17 protein-coding genes, 1 tRNA gene, 1 pseudogene and 1 riboswitch are annotated in these 17,966 nt (G+C 38.5%); of the genes and pseudogenes, 5 read left to right on the top strand and 14 right to left on the bottom strand.

Going from position 1 to position 17,966, the window contains the following annotated elements; genetic code table 11:
* Nucleotides 1-38: 38 nt before the first annotated feature.
* From truB to QM887_RS00165, 7 genes are all read right to left on the bottom strand, one after another.
* A complete protein-coding gene (truB, locus tag QM887_RS00195) occupies nucleotides 39-917 on the bottom strand; it encodes a tRNA pseudouridine(55) synthase TruB (protein WP_414269990.1) in 879 nt (292 codons plus the stop codon).
* 10 nt (nucleotides 918-927) lie between these two features.
* Complete coding sequence (locus QM887_RS00190) at nucleotides 928-2,202, bottom strand: DUF2130 domain-containing protein (RefSeq protein WP_414269989.1); 1,275 nt, start codon at nucleotides 2,200-2,202, stop codon at nucleotides 928-930.
* A gap of 80 nt (nucleotides 2,203-2,282) precedes the next feature.
* Entirely contained in the window at nucleotides 2,283-3,080 is a 798-nt protein-coding gene (locus QM887_RS00185; RefSeq protein ID WP_000254784.1) for a formate/nitrite transporter family protein, read from the bottom strand.
* Between the two features lie 339 nt (nucleotides 3,081-3,419).
* On the bottom strand, nucleotides 3,420-4,217 hold the full coding sequence (locus QM887_RS00180; RefSeq protein ID WP_414269988.1) for a formate/nitrite transporter family protein: 798 nt from the start codon (nucleotides 4,215-4,217) through the stop codon (nucleotides 3,420-3,422).
* Between the two features lie 160 nt (nucleotides 4,218-4,377).
* A complete protein-coding gene (locus tag QM887_RS00175; protein WP_414269987.1) occupies nucleotides 4,378-5,007 on the bottom strand; it encodes a hypothetical protein in 630 nt (209 codons plus the stop codon).
* A gap of 75 nt (nucleotides 5,008-5,082) precedes the next feature.
* Nucleotides 5,083-5,499 carry a hypothetical protein gene (locus QM887_RS00170; protein ID WP_414269986.1) on the bottom strand — a complete coding sequence of 139 codons (417 nt, stop codon included), beginning with the start codon at nucleotides 5,497-5,499 and terminating at the stop codon, nucleotides 5,083-5,085.
* A 118-nt stretch (nucleotides 5,500-5,617) separates the two neighbouring features.
* A complete protein-coding gene (locus QM887_RS00165; RefSeq protein ID WP_049529495.1) occupies nucleotides 5,618-6,127 on the bottom strand; it encodes a QueT transporter family protein in 510 nt (169 codons plus the stop codon).
* Nucleotides 6,125-6,222: riboswitch (PreQ1 riboswitch) on the bottom strand. It overlaps the preceding gene by 3 nt.
* A gap of 28 nt (nucleotides 6,223-6,250) precedes the next feature.
* Between QM887_RS00165 and QM887_RS00160 the strand changes: the two genes are divergently transcribed.
* The 3 genes from QM887_RS00160 to QM887_RS00150 all read left to right on the top strand — a co-directional run bounded on the left by QM887_RS00160 (nucleotide 6,251) and on the right by QM887_RS00150 (nucleotide 7,315).
* The gene (locus QM887_RS00160; RefSeq protein ID WP_414269985.1) at nucleotides 6,251-6,685 is read left to right on the top strand and encodes a GtrA family protein; all 435 of its coding nucleotides are present in this window, start codon (nucleotides 6,251-6,253) and stop codon (nucleotides 6,683-6,685) included.
* Between the two features lie 70 nt (nucleotides 6,686-6,755).
* A complete protein-coding gene (gene mscL / locus QM887_RS00155; protein WP_414269984.1) occupies nucleotides 6,756-7,136 on the top strand; it encodes a large conductance mechanosensitive channel protein MscL in 381 nt (126 codons plus the stop codon).
* Nucleotides 7,137-7,243: 107 nt separating this feature from the next.
* Nucleotides 7,244-7,315, top strand: a tRNA-Arg gene (locus tag QM887_RS00150).
* Between the two features lie 45 nt (nucleotides 7,316-7,360).
* On the opposite strand, the gene QM887_RS00145 is transcribed toward QM887_RS00150, so the two are convergent.
* From QM887_RS00145 to QM887_RS00135, 3 genes and pseudogenes are all read right to left on the bottom strand, one after another.
* Nucleotides 7,361-8,527 (bottom strand): MFS transporter, encoded by a 1,167-nt coding sequence (locus QM887_RS00145; protein ID WP_414269983.1) that lies wholly within the window; start codon nucleotides 8,525-8,527, stop codon nucleotides 7,361-7,363.
* Nucleotides 8,528-8,603: 76 nt separating this feature from the next.
* Nucleotides 8,604-9,467 (bottom strand): annotated as a pseudogene (locus QM887_RS00140) (XRE/MutR family transcriptional regulator).
* A gap of 1 nt (nucleotide 9,468) precedes the next feature.
* Nucleotides 9,469-11,370 (bottom strand): ABC-F family ATP-binding cassette domain-containing protein, encoded by a 1,902-nt coding sequence (locus QM887_RS00135; protein WP_414269982.1) that lies wholly within the window; start codon nucleotides 11,368-11,370, stop codon nucleotides 9,469-9,471.
* A 152-nt stretch (nucleotides 11,371-11,522) separates the two neighbouring features.
* Between QM887_RS00135 and QM887_RS00130 the strand changes: the two genes are divergently transcribed.
* Complete coding sequence (locus QM887_RS00130; protein WP_414269981.1) at nucleotides 11,523-13,241, top strand: phospho-sugar mutase; 1,719 nt, start codon at nucleotides 11,523-11,525, stop codon at nucleotides 13,239-13,241.
* A gap of 257 nt (nucleotides 13,242-13,498) precedes the next feature.
* Nucleotides 13,499-13,846, top strand: a complete 348-nt coding sequence (locus QM887_RS00125; RefSeq protein ID WP_049508487.1) for a thiol reductase thioredoxin — start codon at nucleotides 13,499-13,501, stop codon at nucleotides 13,844-13,846.
* A gap of 34 nt (nucleotides 13,847-13,880) precedes the next feature.
* On the opposite strand, the gene QM887_RS00120 is transcribed toward QM887_RS00125, so the two are convergent.
* From QM887_RS00120 to mutY, 4 genes are all read right to left on the bottom strand, one after another.
* Nucleotides 13,881-14,690, bottom strand: a complete 810-nt coding sequence (locus tag QM887_RS00120) for an MBL fold metallo-hydrolase (protein WP_414269980.1) — start codon at nucleotides 14,688-14,690, stop codon at nucleotides 13,881-13,883.
* A gap of 1 nt (nucleotide 14,691) precedes the next feature.
* The gene (vicK, locus tag QM887_RS00115; RefSeq protein WP_414269979.1) at nucleotides 14,692-16,041 is read right to left on the bottom strand and encodes a cell wall metabolism sensor histidine kinase VicK; all 1,350 of its coding nucleotides are present in this window, start codon (nucleotides 16,039-16,041) and stop codon (nucleotides 14,692-14,694) included.
* Complete coding sequence (gene yycF, locus QM887_RS00110) at nucleotides 16,034-16,738, bottom strand: response regulator YycF (RefSeq protein WP_075226880.1); 705 nt, start codon at nucleotides 16,736-16,738, stop codon at nucleotides 16,034-16,036. The genes vicK and yycF overlap by 8 nt, the downstream gene beginning before the upstream one ends.
* A 64-nt stretch (nucleotides 16,739-16,802) precedes the next feature.
* Entirely contained in the window at nucleotides 16,803-17,966 is a 1,164-nt protein-coding gene (gene mutY / locus QM887_RS00105) for an A/G-specific adenine glycosylase (protein WP_414269978.1), read from the bottom strand.

The following is a 17,966-nucleotide window of genomic DNA, read 5'->3' as shown; positions in this document are numbered from 1 at the left end:
AACTAAAAATCAGTTTGCGATTTTACCACCAGTCCTAATCAATTGAAAACCTTTCTAGGCTTATAGAGTTGGTCACGTTTCTCTAAAATGGCTAGTAATTTTTCACCTTCAAAACCGGCCAATTCCTTCTCAGTTTGTTCCAATTCAATAAAGCGACCAAAACGCACTTCTTCTGCCTGCTCTGGAGTCAAATATACCTTGACCAAGTCACCTGTCCCAATCTCTAAGGGATGAAGAAAGTCCAGTTGACCAGCCTCTACTTTTTCAGCAATTTCTTCCAAGGTAAGAGCGTCTTCTAATTGTAAACCCGCTGCACTAGTTCGAGTCAGATGTGACATATGAGCTGCATAGCCAAGTTTTTCTCCTAAGTCAACCGACAAGGTACGAATATAGGTTCCCTTACTGCATTTTACACGAAAAGTAAATCGTGCAAGTTCGCTCTCATAAGAAATCGGACTTGTCCGTTCAAATTGATAAATGGTTACCTGACGTTCTGGACGTTCCACTTCTTGACCAGCACGCGCATATTCATAAAGTTTGCGCCCATTGACCTTGACAGCGGAATACATTGGGGGAATCTGAATAATAGGTCCAGTCAGACTTGCAATCGCTTCATCAACAAGCTTTTCATCTAAGGGAGACAATACTGGTGTCTCAGCAACCACCTCACCACTAGCATCCTCGGTAGTCGTAGAATAGCCCAGAGTAATTTCACCCTCGTAAATCTTGCCTTCGTCCTGCATAAACTCGACCATGCGAGTCGCCTTACCAACGGCAATCGGCAAAACGCCCACCACATCAGGATCTAGCGTCCCACCATGACCAATCTTCTTGGTTCCCAAAATCTTTCGCAGCTTAAAAACTGCATCATGCGAGGTCATCCCCGCTTCTTTTTTTAAGTTAATAAGACCGTTCATGTGTTGCTTTCTATTCCCCCTTCAATGCTTCAAACTTAGCTTTCATAGTTGGATTCTTCCGAGTCAATTTTTTAACTGAAACATCTTCCAATTTATTGTTTGCGAGGCGGAGTTGGTTTTCTGATGTGGTTAGGAATTTCTTGACTTCTTCCATCCTTTTGATGGCCTTGTCAATTTCGTCAATAGCCTTGCCGAAGTTGACTGAAGCTGAATTGTAGTTTTTAGCAAAGGCAACCTTAAAGGCATCCAAGTCTTCTTCAAAATGAGTAATATCAATATTTTGCTCGCGAACCAAAGCCAATTCCTGCTTGTATTTGAGAGAATTCAGTGCAGCATTGCGCAAGAGACCAATCAACTGGATAAAGAACTGAGGACGAATGACATACATCTTCTCATACTCATGACTAACATCGACAATTCCTGTATTAAAGTAGTCGTTATCTGCTTCAAGCATACTTACCAAAACCGCGTACTCACAGTTCTTTTCCCGGCGGTCCTTGTCTAATTCCTTGTAAAAGTCTGCATTTTTGTGTTTCTTTTCGGTCCCGTCGGCTTCATTTTTCATCTCAAACATGATGGAAATGAATTCTAGTCCATTTTCATCAAAATCACGGAAAATAAAATCGCCCTTAGAACCACGTGCTGAAACCTTGTTGTCCTTTTCGAAGTAGGCATTGGGGAAGGCAAAGCTACGAACCTTGTTGAACTCACCTTCTGCATAGTGTTCCAGACTTTCACCGATGGCCTTTGTAGATTGTTGGGCTTTGAAATTCTTATAGAACTCAACTTGCTCATTAGCCGCCTTAAGCTGGGCTTCATAATTTTGTTTGACTGAAGTCAGAGAAAGTTCATTTTCTTTTTCTTGTAAAAGGAGCTGATTTTTGACCTGATCACGTTCTTTCTCTAAATCAGATAGTGTTTTTTGTAGTTGATTTTCATGCTCTAAGCGCAAGGTAGCCAATTGATTTTCGAGGGTTTGGACTTCTTTTTCTTTCTCTAGCAGACTTTGACTAGCACTTTGCTCCACTTCCTTTTTGGCCAATTCTTTTTCTGTATCAAAGTTTTGGATTTGGCTCTGTAGCTGGGCTATTTCTTGGTCTTTTTGAGCAAGTTTTGACTGTTGTTCATTCAAAGCCTTTTGTTCAACCAGAGTCAACTCTTGTTTTATTCTGTCATGCAATTCCTTATCAAACTCTGCTGTTCGTACCTGCGACAAGAGTTCTGCATACTGGCTTTCATTGACTGTAAAAACTTCACCACAGTTGGGGCATTTAATTTCGTTCATATTATTCCTCTGTATCCATCTTTTCTACATTCATTATAGCATGGATAAACAAAAAGAAAAAGTTGGAATCAATCCAACTTTTAATCTACATATGTGTCTTCATTTTTGTTAAGGAAGGCGTAAGGTAATCCCATGAGTAGACCACCGCCGATAAAGTTACCAATAAAGGTTACACCCCAGTGACGAAGAATATTTCCAATACCGAAGTTTGCGATTGAATCAGCAGCAACACTGAATTTCACAATAGCAAATGATGCAAAGTTTGCGGCGATGTGCTCGTTTGTTAAGAATACAAACATGTAGATGGCTGAAAGAACCAACCAAAGTTTTGCTCCACCATCCTTAACTAAAACGAATGAAAGAATCGCAATATTTACAAAGACATTAGCTAAGATAGCTTCAAGCAAGACAAGTTCATTTGAACGGCCCAACTTCATTTCCACAACTCCAGAAATAAAGCTATCATGGGTAAGGTTTGCATAAGCTGCTGAATGGGCGAATCCCCAACCTGCTATAAGAGCACCGATCAAATTAAAGAGTGTACAGTATAGAAGAATTTCAGCTGTTTTTCTCCAGCTAATTTTTTTCAAAAAGCTACCAGCTGTCAAGAACATCATGTTAGACGTTACTAACTCAGCATTCAAGAAGACAATGTAAGCCAATCCCCAAGCGAAAACAAATGGGAAGAGGAAACGTCCACTACCAGGAGCAATCTTATTAATCAAATCAGCTCCAACTGCACCAGCTGCTGTACTAAATGTTAAGAATGCACCAGCAAACATTGAACGGATAGCATACTTGAATTTACTTTGACTGTAAAGACTTTCCTTTTTCTTACAAGCAAACTCAATTTTTGAGATAAATTCTGAAGAAACCATATAAACTCCTAAAACTTTTATTTGTGAATATTATAACATAAAATTGAAATTATGGGAAGGCTTTCCTAAGACTAAACTTTAAATTTTTACTAATTTTAGAAATCCTTTCCATCCTTATTCTATACACTTATTTTTTTGTTTTATAATTATCATTTTAGTTAGGTTTTAGTTTTGTATACTAAATTATTTAATATGTTTTATAGATTAAGGTAATAATAAATTTCTGAAGTAATAATCAGATTTATCTTTTTAGCCAGTAATGACTGCATTTAATTCTAAATAAAAAGAGAATCGCAATGATTCTCTCTTCTTCTATTAGCCAATATAAAATACTCAGATCTAATCAACGTAAGTCTCTTCGTCTTTATTTAAAAAAGCGTATGGTAAGCCTATCAATAATCCTCCACCAATCAAGTTGGCGATAAAGGTAACTCCCCAATGGCGTAGGATATTTGGAATGTCAAAGTTAGCAATTTGGTCAGAAACAATGCTGAATTTAATAATGCTAAAGGATGAAAAGTTGGCTGCAATATGCTCGTTTGACAAGAAAACAAACATAGAAATAGCTGACAAGATAATCCAGAGTTTGGCATTGCTATCCTTAACCAAAATAGAAGATAGAATGGCAATATTTACAAACATATTTGCCAAAATCCCTTCCAACAAGACCAACTCACTAGGTCGTGCCAACTTCTTGGCTACAATCTTTGGTAAGTAACTATCGTGAGTCAAATGTGAAAAAGCCGATGAATTAGCAAAACACCAACCTGCTAAGATGGCTCCAACTAAGTTGAAAAAGGCACAATAAAGTAAGATAATAAAGGCTTTCTTCCAGTCAATCTTCTTCAAGAATGTTCCAGCTGTCAGGTACATCATGTTTGATGTGACCAATTCAGCATTTAAAAATACAATGTAAACCAGTCCCCAAGCAAACACAAATGGAAAAAGAAAATAGCCAGCACTAGGAATGATGCTATTGAGTAGATCAGCACCGATAGCCCCAGCGGCTGTACTAAAGGTTAAAAAAGCACCTGCTAACATGGAACGAATGGCATATTTGAACTTACTTTTGTCAAATAGACTTTCTTTCTTATGGCAATAATAATCAATCTTTGAAATAAATTCTGAAGAACTCATATAAACTCCTAAAAATTTTTCTGTTACTATTATAACATAAAAAACTTTAAGGAAATAGGGATTTTTTCTTTTTTTAAATTAATTTCAGACCTTATTTTTCCATCATCTTTTTTAGAAATCCATACCCAAGCTACAGCGAAAAATCATTACCATCTAGTTATTAGTTGCCAAAGTTCATCATTTCTTCCCTACTCATTCCAACAAGCTCTGAAACCCACAAGCCGATAATATCGGACAAAATAGAATCACAAACATATTCATCCTCAGCATGACCATATTTACAAGTGAATCGCGGGGTTCTTATGGCTGATTGATAAAATTTTAAGGCTAACTCTTGTAGTTTTTCTGGATCAAATTCAAATCCCAACTTTTGTGCAAGTCCAGTTCTCACTTTATCCCAATCTTCACCTTTTGACTGATAATTTTCTCGTGCTTTGTCGATAAATCCCTGACTGAATTTTTCCAACAAATGCTTGTTTTGATAGAGCAAACGACAGGAGAAGTCTGAGATAGAACCAGCATGAAGTAAGAAGGTAAGCAGGTCATCAAGGCTTTCTGCCACTCTCCCAACTTGGCCTTCACTCCCTATAAAGCCGATACTCTCATCCTCAAGAATTACATATTCTCCCCCACTACCGTCTTTAGCAAAGGCTATGGGCGAAAGAGAATAAACTTCATTGTTCTGAGAAAATTCAACCTCTTTCAACTGGTCATAAAAGAGAATATCGCATTCTTGCATCAATAAAATTCTTAGTTGTTTATCTTCTCTTATTACTTGTAGTTGATTCATATTAGCTACTCTCCTAGCTTTGACAACTGTCACAACTGTCACAAGTGACAACAATTCAATTTTAGCAATCGACTCTTAATAATAATAATAGATTTTAATATGGCACTTCTTGGCCACATTGGCAAGATTTTTCACTAACTCCTCGTTTCTTTTGCTTTTTCCAAAATGAAAAGTAAAAGATTTTCCATCTTTCCTTGTAAAATACAGATGATACCTGTCCCCATTCATTTTTCTCCCTCGAATGTAATCAATATCAATCTGTCTAATTTCAGCTAGAGGAACAATCCTTTTTCTAAAAAGAATAATCGTGTGAATGTATAATCTTCCCTTTGCAATATGAAAAGGATCCAACATACTCCCACCACTTTTTAAGGATGTCTTAACTCTTTGGAAAAAAAGATAGAAATAAAATAGTGCTAAAAAAATTAACAAAAATCTAATGACCTGATTTTCCCAAAGGATTTCAAAATCTGAAACACGATAACTATACATATTAAAATAATTCCTTTTTTCTTTATTATACCACTTTTGTTGAGCTTCTAGGTTCATGGACAAAGAAAAAAACTGAACAAAAGTTCAGCCCTTTTCATGAATATTTGATGTGATTTCATTATCTAGTCAAATCAAGACGTTTACCGATTTTTCCGATAAGAATAGCACCAACAATCAAGGAAGCGAATTCTCCGATAGCAGTTGTAAACCAAGTTAAGAAGAAAGGTGCTTCTGCTACGATGTTCAATTCTGCAGCAATGGTAATCATCGAAATTGAAAATAGAATTGAAAAGAAGAAATGATCTTTTCGAATCAATCCATTAAAAAGATAGTCTTTGCTGTATTTGCTGAACAACCATACTCCCAGGCTAAGGAATACCAGTGTAGAACCGCCTCCAACAGCGACATCAATAATTCCAAAACTGAAGAAATTAGCAATCATACATCCAAGAGTAACACCGATGATATACTTAGGATTGTAAAAGGCTAAGAAGTTCATCATTTCAGAAATACGGAACTGATAAGCACCGTAACTGATGGCATTAAGGGGTGGTGTGATTGTCAAAACCACATAAATTGCTGCGACAATGGCAATATCTGCCATATCACGGATAGTTAGTTTTTTCATGTTTTCTCCTTTAGCGATTAACTCGCGTAAAATATGCTTGGTGAAAGAAGCTAAGCACCAAGGGTTGAGCAAGTCAACCTTACAAGTATAGCACATTTATCTCCTTTATGCTATACTGTTTTTATGAAAATATCCATAAAAAAATTTTTCGACAATGAAATCCTCTCCTACTTATTTTTCGGGCTTGCAACTACACTTGTTTCTATCATTGTTCGTATCACGATTTTTTACCTTTGCCAACAAGAATTATTGGCGACTGCTCTGGGAAATATAACTGGAATTTTGTTTGCTTTTTTCACCAACGATACCATTGTTTTTAAACAGAAACGAAAAAATTGGTTCAAGCGTCTGATAAAATTTACGACCGCAAGATTCATTACCTTCCTCTTAGACCTGCTTCTGACCTTTATTTTTGTGACGAGTTTTCCCCATATTATCGGTCAGTTTGTAGGTGATAATCTCAATACTATCAATACAATTGAGACTATTTTTGCACAAGTTACTATCATAGTCCTCAATTACATCTTCAGTAAAGTTTTTGTTTTTAAAAAACACTGAGCATATTACTTGCATTCACATTAGGATTAAGATATAATGTAGACTGTAAAATTTCGAAAGGAAAAAGAAAATGTTAAAAGATCTTAAAGAATTTTTGCTCCGTGGTAACGTCGTGGACCTTGCTGTCGGTGTGATTATCGCTTCAGCATTTGGTGCTATCGTAACTTCATTTGTTAATGATATCATCACTCCGCTTCTATTGAACCCAGCCTTGGAAGCTGCGAAAGTACAAAACATCGCTGAACTTGCATGGAATGGTGTTACATATGGTAAATTCTTGAGTGCTGTTATCAACTTCCTTGTAGTTGGTACTGTTCTATTCTTTGTGATTAAAGCTATGGAAAAAGCTCAAAGCCTTACTAAAAAAGAAGAAGTTGCTGAAGAAGCACCTGCTGGTCCAACTGAATTGGAAGTACTTCAAGAAATCAAAGCTCTTCTTGAGAAAAAATAATCATATAAAGGATTCGGTTCAATACTGAATCCTTTTTTATTCTCCTTTTACTGAGCTTAGAAAAAACTTGAGTTCAGCTCTCTTTTTTGATATAATAATTAAAGTTTCCACCCTTAGTGTAATGGATATCACGTAAGATTCCGGTTCTTGAGATGGGGGTTCGATTCCCTCAGGGTGGATAGATGAAAACAAAAAAGCAACGGTGCCGTTGCTTTTTTTCTGTGTTACCCTTGTCTTTGAATATAGATCATTGATACCAACGAAAGTAAAATAACTCCAAGTCCGATAATTAAAAAGGAAGCTAAGTGCACACTTGGTAGAAAGGTCATTAACCCTTTCGCAATTGGCATAAAGAGAATCGCCAGTGTAAAAATGGTGCTCAATACCCTCCCCAGATAGTCTCCGTCAACCTTGGTTTGTACCTGAGTAAAGAAGTGAATATTAAAAATCGTCATAAAGAGTTCACAAACCAGGTTTCCTGAAAAAGTTAGAAAATTTGGCAGTGGTAAGCCCATCATGAAAACTCCTACTCCTGTGAGGATCAATAAGAATAAAAGTGTATTCATGCTCGATTTAAATTTATTTGCAATCAATGCTCCTATGATTGAGCCAATTGCACCCATGGTTAAGATAGTCGCATAAGCACCGTCTACCCCATAGAGTTTATTTGAAAAAGGGAGCAAAAATTCAAAGGCCGCAAAAAAGAAATTAACGCTGGAAGCCACTAACAAGAGAAAGAAAATTTCTTTTTGATGCATGATATAGTGCAAGCCATCTTTGATATCCGCAAAAATATCTTTCCCGGTGAAACTCCTCTGCTCTTGAACCTTTGGTTCTTCTTTTGGAAGTAAAGCAACTAGAGCAAAAGCAATGAAAAAAGTCAGTGCATCTAGTAAGAGCGTCATATGAAGACTTGCAAATTGTAAAACAAGAAAAGAAAGCACAGGAGAACTAACACCAACAACCTGCAAAACTAACTCTAAGCGTGAATTGTAGGTCACTATCTCGTCTTTTTCTACAACTTCTGTGATAATAGCTTTATTGGCAGTTCGAGAAAATGCAAAGGCAACTGCCTGAACAATATTAGCAAAAATCAAAGCGCCAATCATCAAGCTATCATTTCTTATAAAAGAAATAAGTAGACAGAGAATCCCACAAACCAAGTCTGTTGTCATCAAAATCTTGCGACGAGAAAATCGGTCTGATATAACTCCACCAAAGGGATTGACTAGAATGGATGTGACGAGTTCAGAAATCTGATAAATTCCTAAAACGGTCTGTCCTATCGTTCCCATTGATGCCAACCAAACACTGTTTCCATAATCATAGAGCATATTTCCTATCTTGTTTATAGCTCCACGACTAATTAACTGTACTGTGTATCGATTCATAAAAACTCCTCTCAAATTTTGAAACTATTGTATCAAAACTTGGAGGAGTTTCTCATTTTTCCCATATTTGGGAAAATTAATCTTTGACAAATTTCTCGTAGTGTTCCTGATAGTAGGCTACTTGCTCTGGAAGACCTAGTAGGTCAAAAATACGCATGGCCTCTTTCATCTGCTTACAGCCTTCTTTACACTGTCCTTTTTGGTACAAGGAAAAGCCTTTTAGATAATGGAAAATATTACGCTCATACAGTTTGATCCCTTTACCAATAATCTTCTCTGTATAAGTCTCAAAATAGCTTGCATTTTCAAAAGAAAGATGCTCTAAACAGTGCTGCTAACAATTAAGGGCTAAAATCAAGACCAGTTTTCTATGGCGACCAATTTCTTGATAAAATTCTTCCCTCTCCATCACTTCTCTACCAAGTCGAGCAACATAGTCAACATCATAGAAGCTATAGAGATTACCAAATAGAATCAACTCATACATGGTCCATTCATCTGTTTGAAAAAGATAATCTGCCACCTTATCCAACGCACTTTGCTTCATACTAAAGCTATCATCTCTTTGACAAATCAGACCTTGTAATAAAATCCAGTTCAGCTCAAAATAGAGGGGATTGGTCGAACTCTTAGCCTTTTCAAGTTGTTCTTTTTGAAGCTTTTGAAAACCTGCAATATCATTTGAGTAGTAAAGTGGAATAATCTGAGCCATCAAGCTGACATGCTCATGATGTTGAAAATTTCTGGCCTTATCCATAAAATTTTCAATCGTCACGTGAATATTATCTAATATTTCAAAGAAATGTGAAGCAGCCAGATCAGACTCCCCTAATTCAAAGCGAGATAATTGGGAGGTTGAACAGGCCTCTCCTGCAGCTTCTTTTAGAGAGTAATTCTTACTGATTCGAAATTCACGAAAAACTTTTCCAAGATTTTCCATCTTACACCTGCTCCGATAATTCTTCCCACTCAAGAATTGCTTCTTCTTGACGATGGCTAATTTTATCCAGTTCTGCTTGTAATTGCATGAGTTCATCTGCATCATTGGTTGTATGCATTTGTTCAGAGATAGCTTGGGCTTGCGTTTCCAATTCTTCTATTTCTGTCTCAAGACTTTCGATTTGTCTCATCAATTTACGCAGTTCTTTTTGACTTTCCTTTTGGGCTTGGTAGTCATTAACTGGTGAAACTTCTTTTTCTTGGTCAACAGCTGCCGCTTCTTCTGCTTGGCTAGCTGCTAGCTCTGCTTTTTTATCAACATAATAGTCATAATCACCAAGATAAAGTGTTGATCCATTCTCAGATAATTCCAGCACATGAGTGGCAACACGGTTGATGAAATAACGGTCGTGACTGACAAAGAGAAGAGTTCCATCAAAGTCGATCAATGCATTTTCCAGAACTTCCTTGCTATCAATGTCCAAGTGGTTGGTCGGCTCATCCAGAATCAAGAAGTTATTGTTTTCCATGGAAAGTTTAGCTAGGAGCAATCGAGCTTTCTCTCCACCTGACAGCATGCCAACTGATTTTTTAACATCATCACCTGAGAATAGGAAGGCACCTAGGCGATTACGAATTTCTAGTTCAGGAGTCAGCTTGAAATCATTCCAGAGCTCGTCTAAGACTGTATTACTCGGTGTTAGTTTGCTCTGAGTCTGGTCATAGTAACCAATCTCAACATTAGCACCAAAGCGCTTTTCACCCTTAATAAAGGGGATCTGGTCCACAATGGATTTTATAAAGGTTGATTTTCCAATACCGTTAGGACCAACTATAGCAATGGCATTCATCTTACGAAGATCAAGGTTGATTGGCTCTGATAAGATTTCACCATCATAGCCAATAGCAGCATTTTCAACTGTCAAAACGACATTACCAGATACCCTGTCAGAATGGAAGGTCATATTAGCTGACTTTTTCCCAGCTTCAGGCTTGTCCAAACGCTCCATTTTTTCTAATTGTTTGCGTCGAGATTGGGCACGTTTGGTTGTCGATGCTCGAACAAGATTTCGGTTAACAAAGTCTTCTAAGGCAGCAATTTCCTTCTGCTGCTTTTCGTAGTTTTTGGCTTCAGTTGCGAGCTTCTGCTCCTTCTGCTCCACAAAACTTGAGTAGTTTCCTACATATCTATCTAAAGAATGTTTGGTTAAGTCGAGTGTTATGGTCGCAACCTTATCGAGGAAATAACGGTCATGGCTGACGATAATCAAGGCACCACTGTAGTTGACCAAATAGTTTTCTAACCAGGCAATAGTTTCAATATCTAGGTGGTTAGTCGGCTCGTCCAAAACCAAGAGATTAGGCTTTTCAAGAAGCATTTTGGCAAGGGCTAAACGGGTATTTTGACCACCGGAAAGCTCAGCGATTCGCATCTGCCACATGGACTCATCAAACTTAAACCCATTTAAGATAGAACGAATATCGGCTTCATAGGTAAAGCCTCCAGCCTGACGGAAATTCTCTGATAGGCGATCATAGTCAGACATAAGTTTGTCTAATTCTGCCCCAGTTTTTTCCCCCATTTCCAACTCCATCTGTCGAAGTTGTCTTTCAGTCCGACGCAAGTCATCAAATACATGTAGCATTTCATCGTAAATAGTATTTTCAGACTCAAAGCGACTATCCTGTGCTAGATAAGAGAGGGAAATATCTTTTTTCTTATTGATTTCACCAGTGGTTGGCTCCTCTTCTCCAACCAATATCTTGAGTAATGTAGACTTCCCAGCACCGTTTTTCCCAACGAGGGCAATGCGGTCTCTTTCATCTACTTGTAGGTTTATATTATCAAAAAGAACCTCTCCTGCAAAAGAACGCTCAATTTTATTAGCTTGTAAAATAATCATACAGTTAGTATAGCATGTTTCGATAAGCCGTTCAAGACTTGTGGTTTAGGTATATTTCATAACTTTTTCAGAAACTTATGCTAACGTTTTACTAAAACTTCAAATCGTGGTATAATGAAGGCGATTAGATTATATATTAAAGGAGATTTCCTATGGCTTACCAAGAAAACTACCAAAAATGGGTTGATTTCGCAGAACTTCCAGACTATCTTCGTCATGATTTGGAAAATATGGACGAAAAAACTAAGGAAGACGCATTCTATACAAATCTTGAGTTTGGTACTGCAGGTATGCGTGGATTGATTGGTGCTGGAACTAACCGCATTAATATCTACGTTGTTCGTCAAGCAACTGAAGGTTTGGCTCGTTTGATTGAGTCAAAAGGTGGAAATGAAAAAGAACGTGGTGTAGCCATCGCTTATGATAGCCGTCACTTCTCTCCAGAATTTGCCTTTGAATCTGCAGCAGTTCTTGCTAAACACGGTATTAAATCTTATGTTTTTGAAAGTCTTCGTCCAACTCCTGAACTTTCATTTGCCGTTCGTCACCTCAACTGCTTTGCAGGTATCATGATTACTGCTAGCCACAACCCAGCTCCGTTCAATGGATACAAGGTTTACGGTGAAGACGGCGGTCAAATGCCTCCACACGATGCGGATGCTTTGACAACTTATATCCGTGCTATCGAAAATCCATTTGCAGTTGAAGTTGCTGATGTAGAAGCTGAAAAAGCATCTGGTTTGATTGAAGTTATTGGTGACGCAATTGACACTGAGTACCTCAAAGAAGTAAAAGACGTTAACATCAACCCTGCCTTGATTGAAGAATTTGGTAAAGACATGAAGATTGTCTACACTCCACTTCATGGTACTGGTGAAATGTTAGCTCGTCGTGCTCTTGCTCAAGCAGGATTTGATTCTGTTCAAGTTGTTGAAGCTCAAGCTACTCCAGACCCAGACTTCTCAACTGTTAAATCTCCGAACCCAGAAAGTCAAGCAGCCTTTGCACTTGCAGAAGAACTTGGTCGCCAAGTTGGTGCAGATGTTCTTGTGGCAACTGACCCAGACGCTGACCGTGTTGGTGTTGAAGTTCTTCAAAAAGATGGTAGCTACCTTAACCTTTCAGGGAACCAAATCGGTGCCATCATGGCAAAATACATCTTGGAAGCCCACAAAAACGCTGGAACTCTTCCTGAAAATGCAGCCCTATGTAAATCTATCGTATCAACTGACTTGGTAACGAAGATTGCTGAAAGCTACGGCTCAACTATGTTCAACGTCTTGACTGGTTTCAAATTTATCGCTGAAAAAATCCAAGAATTCGAAGAAAAACACAATCACACTTACATGATGGGATTTGAAGAAAGCTTCGGTTACTTGATTAAACCATTCGTGCGTGATAAAGATGCTATCCAAGCTGTTCTTGTCGTTGCTGAACTTGCTGCCTACTACCGCTCTCGTGGATTGACTCTTGCTGATGGTATCGAAGAAATCTACAAAGAGTACGGCTACTATGCTGAAAAGACAATCTCTGTTACTCTTTCTGGTGTTGACGGTGCTGAGCAAATCAAAGCAATTATGGCTAAATTCCGTGAAAATGGTCCAAAAGAATGGAACGCAACAGAAATCACTGTCGTAGAAGACTTCAAAGCACAAACTTCTACTGCCGCTGATGGTACTGTAACAGCCTTGACTACTCCTCCAAGTGATGTCTTGAAATACACACTTGCTGATGGTTCTTGGATCGCAGTTCGCCCTTCAGGTACTGAACCAAAAATCAAGTTCTACATTGCAGTTGTTGGTGAAAGTAACGAAGATTCACAAGCTAAGATTGCTAACATCGAAGCAGAAATCAATGCCTTTGTAAAATAATCAACTATTTAAAGGTCGGGAAAAATCCTGACCTTTATTTTTGATGATAAAGTAAAAACTGACCGTAATTTATGTCTTCTTCTATCTCTTTTGACCAGAACTTTAGTTACTATATCTTTAAAGATACAGGAATATAGGACTAGAAAATCAGACTTAGTCTACTGCTTTCTGCACCACCATCTATTCGCGTATCAAAACTGAGCAATTTTAGAAACTTTATGGCATACTAGACATATCAATGAAAGCGAGGTAATCTCATGGAACAATTTTTAGAAAACATCAAAGATCTTGAAGTTACAACTGTAGCGCGTGCTCAAGAAGCACTTGACAAGCAAGAAACTGCAACTTTCTTTATCGGACGCAAAACTTGTCCTTACTGCCGTAAATTTGCTGGTACATTGGCTGGTGTAGTAGCTGAAACCAAAGCGCACATCTACTTCATCAATAGCGAAGAACCAAGTCAACTTGAAGCTTTACAAGACTTCCGCTCACGCTATGAAATCCCTACTGTACCTGGATTCGTCCATGTTGCAAATGGACAAATCAATGTCCGTTGCGACTCTTCAATGTCAGCTCAAGAAATCAAAGAATTTGCTGGCTTGTAAAAATATATAAAAAAGAAGGTGTCTGCCTTCTTTTTTATATGTCTGTTAGTGGTGTTGCAGTGTCAGGAGACGTATCGTAAACTTGAAAATCCACCCCTACTCCTAGATCTGCTTGAGCTAACTGATTGACCATTGTCATGTGGGCTAGCTCCTTGATATTATTCTCTTTAGATAGATGTCCTAGGTAAATCTTCTTGGTACGATTACCTAGTGTGCGAATCATGGCGTCTGCTCCATCTTCATTTGATAGGTGACCAAGGTCAGACAGGATGCGTTGTTTGAGTCGCCATGCGTAAGAACCTGCTCGCAGGATTTCCACATCATGATTTGACTCGATCAGATAGCCATCTGCATTCTGGACAATGCCAGCCATACGGTCACTAACATAGCCCGTATCCGTCAGCATAACAAAGCTCTTATCATCCTTCATAAAACGATAAAACTGGGGCGCCACTGCATCATGACTCACACCGAAGCTCTCGATATCGATGTCGCCAAAGGTTTTGGTTTTACCCATCTCAAAAATATGCTTTTGCGACGAGTCAACCTTACCAAGATACTTACTATTTTCCATGGCTTGCCAAGTCTTTTCATTAGCGTAAAGATCCATGCCGTACTTACGAGCCAGGACGCCCACACCGTGGATATGGTCTGAATGCTCATGGGTTATCAAGATAGCATCCAAATCCTCTGGTTTACGATTGATTTCACTCAAAAGGCTTGTAATTTTTTTGCCAGAAAGTCCCGCATCTACTAAAATTTTCTTTTTTGGTGTTTCCAAGTAAAATGAATTTCCACTGGAACCCGATGCTAAAATACTGTATTTAAAACCGATATCACTCATTCTAGTCTTCTAGTTCATCCTCCCAAATCTCTTCTTTCACGGCATCTTTATCGTATGGAAGTACGATGGTAAAAGTAGAGCCCTTGCCATATTCACTCTTGGCCCAGATAAAGCCCTTATGTTGCTTGATGATTTCCTTGGCGATAGCCAATCCTAGTCCTGTTCCACCCTGAGCACGACTTCTTGCCTTGTCAACACGATAAAAACGGTCAAAAATCTTTGGTAGATCTTCTTTAGGAATCCCAAGCCCTTGGTCCGAAATTGATAAAATCATCTGATCATCTGTAGTCTTCATGCTTACAGTGATTTTTCCACCATCTGGTGAATACTTGATAGCATTATTCAGGATATTGTCAATCACCTGGGTCATCTTATCCGTATCAATCTCAATCCAAACAGAGTTAATCGGATAATCTCTCACCAACTCGTACTTCTTCTCCTCATCCTGACTTTTCATCTTATCAAAACGATTGAGAATAAAAGTGATAAAGGCAGTAAAGTTAATCAACTCAACATCCAAGTGACTGGTCTCATTATCAATCCGTGAGAGGTGCAAGAGGTCCGTCACCATCCGCATCATACGGTTGGTTTCATCCAGAGAAACCTTGATAAAATCTGGAGCAACTGGTTCTGTTAGGGCTCCCTCATCCAAGGCCTCAAGGTAGGATTTTACACTGGTCAAAGGTGTACGCAATTCATGACTAACGTTGGAAACGAAAAGCCTTCTCTCACGCTCTTCTTTCTCTTGTTCAGTCGTATCATGTAAGACTGCTACTAGACCAGAGATAAAGCCAGACTCCCTCCGAATCAAGGCAAAGCGTACACGCAAACTAATATATTCCCCATTTACATTTTGGGAATAAATCATCAATTCAGGACTTTGGGTAATGAGATCTCTCAGTTCATACTCTTCTTCAATTTTGAGTAACTCTAAGATATTTTGATTAAGAGCATCGTCACTTTCAATGCCTAGTTGTCTCTTGGCCATATCATTGATCATGGTGATCTGACCACGACGATTGGTCGCAAGTACTCCGTCAGTCATATAGGACAAGATACTATGCAACCTTTTACTCTCTTGTTCGAGATTTTCATGAGTCAGACGGATTACTTCAGACAAATCATTAAGATTGTTGGTGATATTAGTAATCTCTGAACTTCCCTGCATATCCAAAACCTGAGAATAATCACCAGCAATCAAATCCTTGATCTTCTGATTTAGCTGTCTAAGGCGAATATTATCGCGACGACTTTCCAGTAAGAGAAAAGTCACCAGCATAATAAAACCAATTAGGATGAGGATAAAGATAAAGTCACTCGTCAAAATTGTTTGTTTAATTACTTCAATCATTATTTCTCATGTAATATCCCACTCCACGACGAGTTAGGATGTATTCAGGTCTACTTGGTGTATCTTCAATTTTCTCACGCAAGCGTCTAATGGTTACGTCTACTGTACGGACATCCCCAAAGTAGTCATAACCCCAAACAGTTTCAAGGAGGTGCTCACGGGTGATCACTTGACCAATATGGGACGCTAGATGATACAAGAGCTCAAACTCACGGTGAGTCAACTCTAGCTCCTCTCCGTATTTCTTAGCAACATAAGCATCTGGGAGAATCTCCAAGTCACCGATTTGCAGACTTTGTAATTTCGTTTCAGGCTCTTGGTTATCGGCAGAAGCTAGCTCCGTACGGCGAAGTAAGGCCTTAACACGTGCTTGGAGTTCACGATTTGAAAAGGGCTTAGTCACATAGTCATCCGCCCCAAGTTCAAGACCAATAACCTTATCAAACTCGCTGTCTTTAGCCGAAAGCATGATAATAGGGACACTACTTGTCTTACGAATGGTTTTAGCAACTTCAAGTCCATCAATCTCAGGAAGCATCAAGTCCAAGATAATAATATCTGGTTGCTCAGCTTCAAATTGTTCAAGTGCTTCACGACCATTAAAAGCAGTTACAACTTCATAACCTTCCTTGGTCATATTGAATTTAATAATATCTGAGATGGGTTTTTCATCATCTACAATAAGTATTTTTTTCATTTAGTCACCTTTTTCCTTATCTCATTATACCAAAAAAATGTAAAGAAAACACGAAAGACCGATGCTAGTGGCTTCTTTTCAAATAGGCTTGCCAGATTTTTTGCTGGGGTTTGGCTAGAGGATAATTGATAAATTCTTCTGGACTTAACCAAAGGACTTCTCTATCAGCATATTCCTGTGTCTCAGTAACTTGTCCTGCAATTATCTGGATATGCCATTTACGATGGCTAAAAACATGTTTGACCTCTTCAAATCGTAGGTCATGCCAATCAACTTCTAAATCATAGTCTTGTTCAAAACTTTCCTGTGGAGATGGTCCCAGTTCTAGAATTGGTTCAGCAACTTGACTGAAAAGGTCCAAGTCTTGAGCTTGGTCTGAGAATTCATCAACTTCAATCAAGGGAAAATGCCAAAATCCAGCCAAGAGTTTTTCACTCTCATTCTTCTCTAATAGAAACTGCCCCTGACTATTTTGCACCACAAGAGCCTTTAGATAAATAGGAATTGGCTTTTTCTTTGGCGCCTTGATAGGATAGCGATCCATAGTCCCATGTTGATAAGCAGCACTGAAGTCCTTAACTGGACTCTCTTGAGGTCTTGGATTGACAGGAGCCTCAATATCTGAACCTAAATCCATCAAAGCCTGATTGAAATCACCTGGACGCTCTGGATCTATCAGAACTTCCATCATTGCTTGAAAAATCTTGCGATTGCTAGGATTTCCAATATCATGATTGACTTCAAACAAACGAGCCAAAACACGCATAACATTGCCGTCTACTGCAGGCTGCGGAATATTAAAGGCAATACTAGAAATTGCACCAGCTGTATAAGGACCAATCCCTTTTAAGCTTGAAATACCTGCATAAGTTGACGGAAACTTGCCTTCAAATTCACTCATAATCTGTTGAGCGGCTGTTTGCATATTGCGGACACGAGAATAATAGCCAAGTCCTTCCCAGGCTTTTAGTAAGCGTTCCTCAGGAGCATTTGCTAAGCTCTCAACAGTCGGAAACCAGTCTAAAAAACGTTCATAATAGGGAATGACGGTATCAACTCGAGTCTGCTGCAACATAATTTCAGATACCCAGATATGATAAGGATTCTTGCTTCGTCTCCAAGGTAAATCCCGCTTGTTTTCGTCATACCAAGCTAATAATTTTTGACGGAAAGAGAGAATCTTGTCCTCTTCCCACATGGTCACACCATATTTTTCCAAATCTAACAT

The organism is Streptococcus infantis (genome assembly GCF_047460875.1).
Lineage (GTDB): Bacteria > Bacillota > Bacilli > Lactobacillales > Streptococcaceae > Streptococcus > Streptococcus infantis_AA.
This window is presented reverse-complemented; position numbering and strand designations above follow the sequence as displayed.